Genomic DNA, 6821 nt, shown 5'->3' with positions numbered 1-6821 from the left:
GGCGCTTCGTGCAAGTTATGGATTAAGTGGCGGTATGAAACTTGATGCCCCAGCTATTTCAGGCAACACAATCACTATCCAAAAAGTGATGATTGATGCAAATAGCTTTTTTAGTCTCGGTGTTGTATTTGTATATTAAGGAGCGAATATGAAAAAGAAAACATTATCCCTTCTTTTGATAGCCACCTTTGGAGTGGCATTTGGAGCACCACAGCCACAAGCCTGTGAAGATGGTGTAGTAGCAAAAAGTGTAGAGAGAAATACAGAGTATTCTCCAAAAGCTGAGGAGCTAGAAGAAGCTATCAACAATAAAAGCACTCAGGACATTATTGATAAAGTTAAAAATATGTCCGAAGAGCAGTATCAAAAGTTCCTAAATGGACTTGATTCTGTGCTTGATAAGGTTAACAACACCACAAAAGAACAAAAAACACAAGAAGAAGAGGATTAATCCTCTATTCCTCCATTCACGCCAAGTCCTAAAAAGGCTTGTGCGCTCCACTTGAAAACACAATCACATTTTAGGTATATTGTCAAAAACAAAAAGCAGGAGAATCTATGCTAAAAAAAAGCCTATTATTCATAGGATTATTATTTGTAAGCCCCATATTCGCAGATGATTTGGAATATGATTATGTTTCAGAAAAAGTAAAGCCTGACTATATTCAGCCATTCAAGAAATTTGAGTTTAGATTTGGCGTGGGCTATGATATAGGCTTTAGCACCTACAACAACAAAAAAATCAATTATCACAATTCGGAGGTTTCAGGGCTTGACTTAACCTTTGGTTTCCTAATTCGCCCAACACGACATTTTAGCCTTGAGCTTGGAGCTGGTGTAGGAACTCAAAGTGTAAAATTCTCGCATAATGGCAAAAAGACAGAGCCAGATCCAGCAGACTTAGCTTATGTAGAAAGCCTATTAACGCCAGAGTTTTTTGAAAAAGTTAAAGATGCGATGATGACAGGGGATTTAAGTAATGTGTGGCATTTATTTGATTGGAGCAAATTAAACTATGATTATCAAGGCAAACCTCAGTTTCCAGAAGGATTTACAGCCATCAAATTCCCTTTTATAGCTAAATTCAACTATCATATTAACAATAATTGGGTTACTTATATCGGTGGAGCGTATAATAAGGGCGGATTGATTGATGATGCTAGAGTGTTTGTGGGCTTTAATTACAAATATTTTGATATGAGAGTGGGATATATTGCTTATACAAGCGAAAGGTTTAAAGATGATAGATATGCTAGAATCACACAGCAAGGTGGAGCTCCTGTAAGTTTGACTATAGGAGCAGTATTTTAGGAGTTATTCCTGTTTGTTTTCATCAGAAAATAGCGTAGCTTCTTGCGTATTCTCCTGCTGTGTTTCTTGTTTTGGCTCGTCAATTTTTTTAGCTATTTCAGGTTTAATATAAAATCCTTTTTCGGCTAGAAATTCTTTTAAAAAAATATCAAATCTATTAGCAAATTCTTCTTTATTTTTTTCTATAGTTTCAGCCACAGCTTTGTTTCCAAATTGGATATTTTTACAAAAGTAAGAAACTTTTTTCTTTTTAGCTCTTGTGCTTGTGATCTGGGCGTGTTCTATAACCTCTTTTTCGCTCATTTCCCCATTTACAAAGGCATTAAACAATTTGAGCTGAAGGGGTTTTGTCTTTTTTGATAGGGCAACAAGTAGCCTTACGCTGGGTTTTGGTTTTTTTTGTGTGTCTATATGCTCCTGTATGTCTGGGTGTAGTTTTACAAGCCCAGAAGTCTGAGATATATGCGCAATAGAAACGCCAATCTTTTCTTGTATGTCTTTAAGACAATAATGCTCTAATAGGGCATTAAACACGCGAGCCATTTCCATAGGCGACAAACTCTCCCTTATAAGGTTTTCACTTACATTTTTAATTAAAAAATCCTTATCTATGTTTGCAACCCCATTTAAAGAGATGGGTATTGCCTTAATTTTAGTTTCTCCTAAAAGAATATGAGCCAACACTCTCCTGTGCCCATAAAGCACTTGCGCTTCGTGTCCTATACTATATATAGCGATAGGCTGTAACAAGCCATTTGCCTTAATGCTCGTTGCAAGCTCTTTGATTGAAAGATCTCGCTCAATAATTTCCCTTGCCTCTTTAGAGAAAAACCCATTTTCATATCCAGCTCTCATTTGTTGCTGGTTAGGAATTAAATTTTTTATCTCCACCTCTATAATTTCGCCATTGTGCTTTAAGTGTGAGAGATCTGGCGTGTCTTTATCATATACTCTTTCCCCCTCATTTCTTTTAGGAATAGGAATTTGTAATGTTGAGCTTCTTAAATCAACGCCTTTTCTCTCATCTTTCCCTAAAAGATTTTCTAATCCACTCACATCTTTACTCTTTTGTTGTTTCTTGTTGTTGTGACTGCTTGATTTTGCTCCGCCTAAAAGCTTCTCTAACTCGCTTGTGCCCTTGTTTTTGTTGTCGCCATTCATCTAATACGCCCTTTCTTTTTTATAAAAAACAAAATAAAGCGTATTCTAAAGAAAAAAACTTAATCACAAACTTAAACAATGCTTTCAAATATGAAATATAGCGACAGGAAAACAACCTTTCCACATATTGCTGGGAAAGTAATCCCCAGACCCCACAACTTGCGGGGAGACCCCGCACCCCCCCTAAAAATATGCTTTTATTTTTTTGAACCCACTAAAATAACCACCCTCCCTAGCCGCCGCTCACCTCTATTCCATTTCCACCTCACTTGGTCGCACTTGTGGTGCTTTTCCATAGCGTGAGTCTTCTTTTTTTCTTTGGTGTTTTTGGCAAGCTAAAGCTTGTGTGTGGCGTGTGCCAAGGATACACCAAAAACCAAAAAAAAGGGTGAAAGCGGAATTTAGCTAAGAATTACAGCTGTTTGCTTATTCTTTGACAGCTAAAAACCATTAGAGAAAAAATCTTTGATTTTGTATAATCATAGTAGAGATTGCACTAGAGAGTTGCACCTCTCTAATTTGCGACCTACTTTAAGCAAAGGAGGTCGGTATGGTTAAGATTTGCCAAAAAAATCTTAGTTGCCATTATATTGCTATGTTTTATAGTAGTCAAGTGTTGCTAAGATTTATTCAAGCCTAGCTCATTTTGCTAAGGTGAGCTAGGTAATCTTAACCACTCTCTACTTAGCATTTAAAAAAAATACAAGGAGTTAAAAATGTCTGACAAAAAGATTTCTAAGAAAAAGGCTATTAGTGCGAGCAAAAAAGAATATCTAGAAGCTGAAGGCACACTTGAGTTTTTCTTGGGCTGGGTAGCAATGCCTGCTCTTGCACTTATTGGCATGTTCTTCGCTGTGCCTTTAATTTACGCCTTTTTTCAAATTTTCATCATCCAAAGAATGGAACATTCTGACTTGAGCTACTTTGAATACCTGCTTGCTGTTATACAAGGCTTGTTTTGAAAATATCACTCAAATAAGGCTAAGATTCTGCTATCAAAGAAAGACAAAAAAACCTTGCTATTCTTTCTTTGATAGCCTTTCTTGTTGGAAACAAGAAATGATTCGTGATTTAGAGCGAATTGCTGGATATAGGCATAATGCTGATGATTTGAAAATGCCTATGAAAATCTATACAATACGCCTAAATTAATCTAACAACACAAAGGAGTGAGAATGGCAATGACAGCAAAAGTTTTAAATAAAACTATGTGTTTAGTTGAAGTTACGGATGGGGAAAATAGAAAGTATATATACATATTCAAAGATTCTAAAATGATAGCTAGTTCTTATTATAGTTGGATTGGCTTAACTAATATAAAGCTTTGGCTTGATTATCAAAATGATATAGAAGCATATGAAATCATAAAAGATGAGTTATCTAAATATACTACATTTAAACAAGAAAATGGCAAGTTGTATTTTGATAGAAAAGATTGTGCTGGGTTTAGAGAAGTAGAAATTACCAAGTATTTATACCAAGAGGACGACTATCCTTGTCGATAAAAGAAATGGAGAAAGATAAAATGAAGCTAGAAAACATCAAATTTAGAATATGGAACAATAAAAATAAAGCTTACACGCCAAATATTCTATTGCACCGCATAGAAAATGGTGTGCAATATGGCAACGATTATCAAGGCGTTTTAACTGATTATATTCAAAATGGCACAGGAAAAGAGCTTTTGCAATTAGCCAAGATTCATAATCTAGATATAGCCCTTGAGCCATACACAGGTATTAAAGATAAGAATAATAAGAAAATATATCACGGCGATATTGTAGAGATTTTTGATGATAACTTTAAAACAAGTTTTACAGCAGTCGTATTATTCTTAGAGAAATATAATGATTTTAGATTCGTAAGGCTTTTAGCTCCTTGTGGTTTTTCTTATAAAGAGCATCTAGCGGACAAGAGAATATATATCATAGATAATATTCACTCGGAATCCGATGAAAAAATGGCAGCCTTTAGGCTCTGTCGTGAAAATTTCACATATAACCTAAAAAACAATGAAAAACTAAAAAAAGCTATTGAAGCAAACAAGAATATTTGATAAAAGCAAAGGAAATACTTCTTGTGGCATTTTGTGAGCATACTAACCTTCACTTGTAGGATTGACTGAAAGCTTTACACTATCAATTATCCTAAAATCTCATTTGAAACTGCCTATAAAAACCTATACAATATGCCTAAACTAATCCAACAGCACAAAGGAATGAAAATGGCAGGAATAGATTTGAATGAGTATAACCCAGCTATACAGGAATACAAGGGTTACAGATACTTTTTGATTGAACATAAGTATTGGACTTGCGGTTATATTATGATAGACTTGGATTTATTTACAAAGTTAGAGCTAAGATATTGTAAAAATGTCACTTCAAATGAATATGGCTATATATCTTGGGTATCTGACCCTAAATTAGACAAGCCTGTAGAGACTCAAAAGGAAAATGAAATATTCTTTGGGATAGGCGATAAGCGTTTTGAGGAATTTGGATATGGAGTGATTCCTGATAGACAAGAAACAGAATCAATTATTAAAGAATGGATTGATTGGATTGTGAAAGAATGCAAAGAGGCAGAATAATTGACATAAGGCTATCAAAAAAATAGCTCACCTCAACAACAAAAATCCCACTTGAAGTAAGTCTTTGATTTCCCTATAATACGCTCATACAAAAAACAAAAGGAGAAAACAATGGAAACGCTAAAACAAATAGTCTTAGGTGTTGTTGTCGCACTTATTGGAGTTGCGGTGATATGGAATCTTACAGGATTATACTTGATCCATACAAAGAATATGACAGACATTAGTGGTGGTGGCTTCACTTTTATCGTGCCACAGGGCAAAACAAGAATCTATTGCAATGGAAGCCCCATTGCAACATTAGACACAGATAGCATAAATGGTATGAGTATTGGCGAGACAGAATATAAAGTATTCTTTGCAGATAAAAGCGCACAGACTTATGTTTGTGAATAGTGATTAATTAGCAAACATAGCGTGTTAATTGCGTAGCTAGAAAGAAATATGAAAAAAGGAGTATAGAATGGAATCTGGAAAGGTTTGTAAAATTGGTGCTTTTGTCAATACATTGTTTTATGTAGCAAGTTTGGCTTATGTTGGAATGCTTGCATATTCTTATGAATGTGATGTGAATGTAGATTTTGTGGTTTTTACAATAGAACATTATCTTGTTTGTTTTGTTTTTGCTATGGTATTGCCCACAATATTTGGGTTACTTACTGCTTTTTTAATAAGAAAGCACTTGACTGGTGATGAAGTATGGAATTTTTTTACATTTAATATGCTTGCAGGTCTATTAAGTGGTCTGATTGTGTTTTGTTTTTGGATTGACCCAAAAAAAAATATAGATATAACAAACGAGCAAAGGGGCATCATTGCAGATTTGGTTAAGCAAGAAAAAGTCAGTAAGCAGAGCGTTAGAGTTAAAGCAGGAGGATTCTATAATGATTGGGTTAGGAAACAAGGAGGTGGCAGAGAAATAGAAGAAGTTATGGGTATAAATCGTGTGCCTTTGGAATTTTATTTTTGTTTTGAGAAAGGCTTTAACAACCCCATTTGTGCCAAATTGTTTGAGAATTTTCTTATCAAGGAAAAAGAGGAAGTTAGGCGCGAAAAAGAAAGAGAAGCTCTTGCAAGAAAAAACAAACAAGAATCTATTGAGAATTACAATAGGATTCTTGAAAAAGTGAAGTGAGACAGGACAAGTGTATGTATATGTCTGATATAGGCATCTCCTCTTCAGAACAGAATGCTATTTTGGCATCTTTGCGGATAAGGAGATTGGACTTCAATTATTGCAAGGGCAAAGGCAGAAGAGGAAACAAAGTAGTGCTTGATGGAACATTAAAACAATCACTTCTTAAGATTCTAAAAACACGAACTAGTGTATTAGCGTTTAGCAAGTTAAAAACAGGCTGTGATAAGCTGTGTGATTACTTTGAAATAGATCAAAACAAGATACCAAAAAGCTACAATTTTAAGGGCAACTTCAGTGCTAGAGTGCATAAAGCTCAAAAAAAACATACCAGCGGATTCTGTATTCTTGTTTAGGCTTGTTGATGATTTGCAGATCAGAAGCAATTTGTATAGAGCTGTGAAAAAGGCACAAATAGAGTTGCCTTTTATACAAAGAGGCTTACGCAAATGGTATTACATAAGTCCTGAGTATTGGCGGCAGAATAAAGCGACTATTTGCTCTAAAATAGAAAATGTAAGCACAAGCACTGAAAACAAAGAACACTTGTTGTATTTTTACGGAAAATGCAAAGAGGCATTTGAAAAGTGAAAAAGCATATTTAGATTTTGTTTTGCCATC

10 protein-coding genes are annotated in these 6821 nt (G+C 34.9%); 9 read left to right on the top strand and 1 reads right to left on the bottom strand.

The genetic code is table 11. The features are described 5' to 3' along the window. The first annotated feature begins 148 nt into the window (after positions 1 to 148). Positions 149 to 451 carry a hypothetical protein gene (locus EBF12_RS09295; RefSeq protein WP_121727400.1) on the top strand — a complete coding sequence of 101 codons (303 nt, stop codon included), beginning with the start codon at positions 149 to 151 and terminating at the stop codon, positions 449 to 451. Between the two features lie 107 nt (positions 452 to 558). Then, positions 559 to 1311 carry a hypothetical protein gene (locus EBF12_RS12015; RefSeq protein ID WP_244196495.1) on the top strand — a complete coding sequence of 251 codons (753 nt, stop codon included), beginning with the start codon at positions 559 to 561 and terminating at the stop codon, positions 1309 to 1311. Between the two features lie 3 nt (positions 1312 to 1314). Here the strand turns inward: EBF12_RS12015 and EBF12_RS09285 are convergent, their stop codons facing one another. Then, positions 1315 to 2472 carry a ParB/RepB/Spo0J family partition protein gene (locus EBF12_RS09285; protein WP_121727399.1) on the bottom strand — a complete coding sequence of 386 codons (1158 nt, stop codon included), beginning with the start codon at positions 2470 to 2472 and terminating at the stop codon, positions 1315 to 1317. Between the two features lie 716 nt (positions 2473 to 3188). On the opposite strand from EBF12_RS09285, the gene EBF12_RS09280 reads away from it, so the two are divergent. From EBF12_RS09280 to EBF12_RS09245, 7 genes are all read left to right on the top strand, one after another. Then, complete coding sequence (locus tag EBF12_RS09280; protein ID WP_121727398.1) at positions 3189 to 3434, top strand: hypothetical protein; 246 nt, start codon at positions 3189 to 3191, stop codon at positions 3432 to 3434. Positions 3435 to 3647: 213 nt separating this feature from the next. After that, on the top strand, positions 3648 to 3977 hold the full coding sequence (locus EBF12_RS09275; RefSeq protein WP_121727397.1) for a hypothetical protein: 330 nt from the start codon (positions 3648 to 3650) through the stop codon (positions 3975 to 3977). Positions 3978 to 3997: 20 nt separating this feature from the next. Continuing rightward, a complete protein-coding gene (locus tag EBF12_RS09270) occupies positions 3998 to 4528 on the top strand; it encodes a YopX family protein (RefSeq protein ID WP_157979097.1) in 531 nt (176 codons plus the stop codon). 168 nt (positions 4529 to 4696) lie between these two features. Then, positions 4697 to 5065 carry a hypothetical protein gene (locus tag EBF12_RS09265; protein ID WP_121727395.1) on the top strand — a complete coding sequence of 123 codons (369 nt, stop codon included), beginning with the start codon at positions 4697 to 4699 and terminating at the stop codon, positions 5063 to 5065. A gap of 111 nt (positions 5066 to 5176) precedes the next feature. Further along, positions 5177 to 5461, top strand: coding sequence for a hypothetical protein (locus tag EBF12_RS09260; protein ID WP_121727394.1), 285 nt, complete (start codon positions 5177 to 5179; stop codon positions 5459 to 5461). A gap of 172 nt (positions 5462 to 5633) precedes the next feature. Continuing rightward, a complete protein-coding gene (locus EBF12_RS09255; RefSeq protein ID WP_157979096.1) occupies positions 5634 to 6200 on the top strand; it encodes a hypothetical protein in 567 nt (188 codons plus the stop codon). Between the two features lie 297 nt (positions 6201 to 6497). Then, positions 6498 to 6791 (top strand): hypothetical protein, encoded by a 294-nt coding sequence (locus EBF12_RS09245; protein WP_157979095.1) that lies wholly within the window; start codon positions 6498 to 6500, stop codon positions 6789 to 6791. The last annotated feature ends 30 nt before the right edge of the window (positions 6792 to 6821 follow it).

Origin of the sequence: Helicobacter labetoulli, assembly GCF_003670275.1 — a bacterium.
Taxonomy (GTDB): Bacteria; Campylobacterota; Campylobacteria; order Campylobacterales; family Helicobacteraceae; genus Helicobacter_C; species Helicobacter_C labetoulli.
The sequence above is the reverse complement of the archived record's forward strand: the minus strand, read 5'-3'. Positions and strand labels throughout refer to the sequence as shown.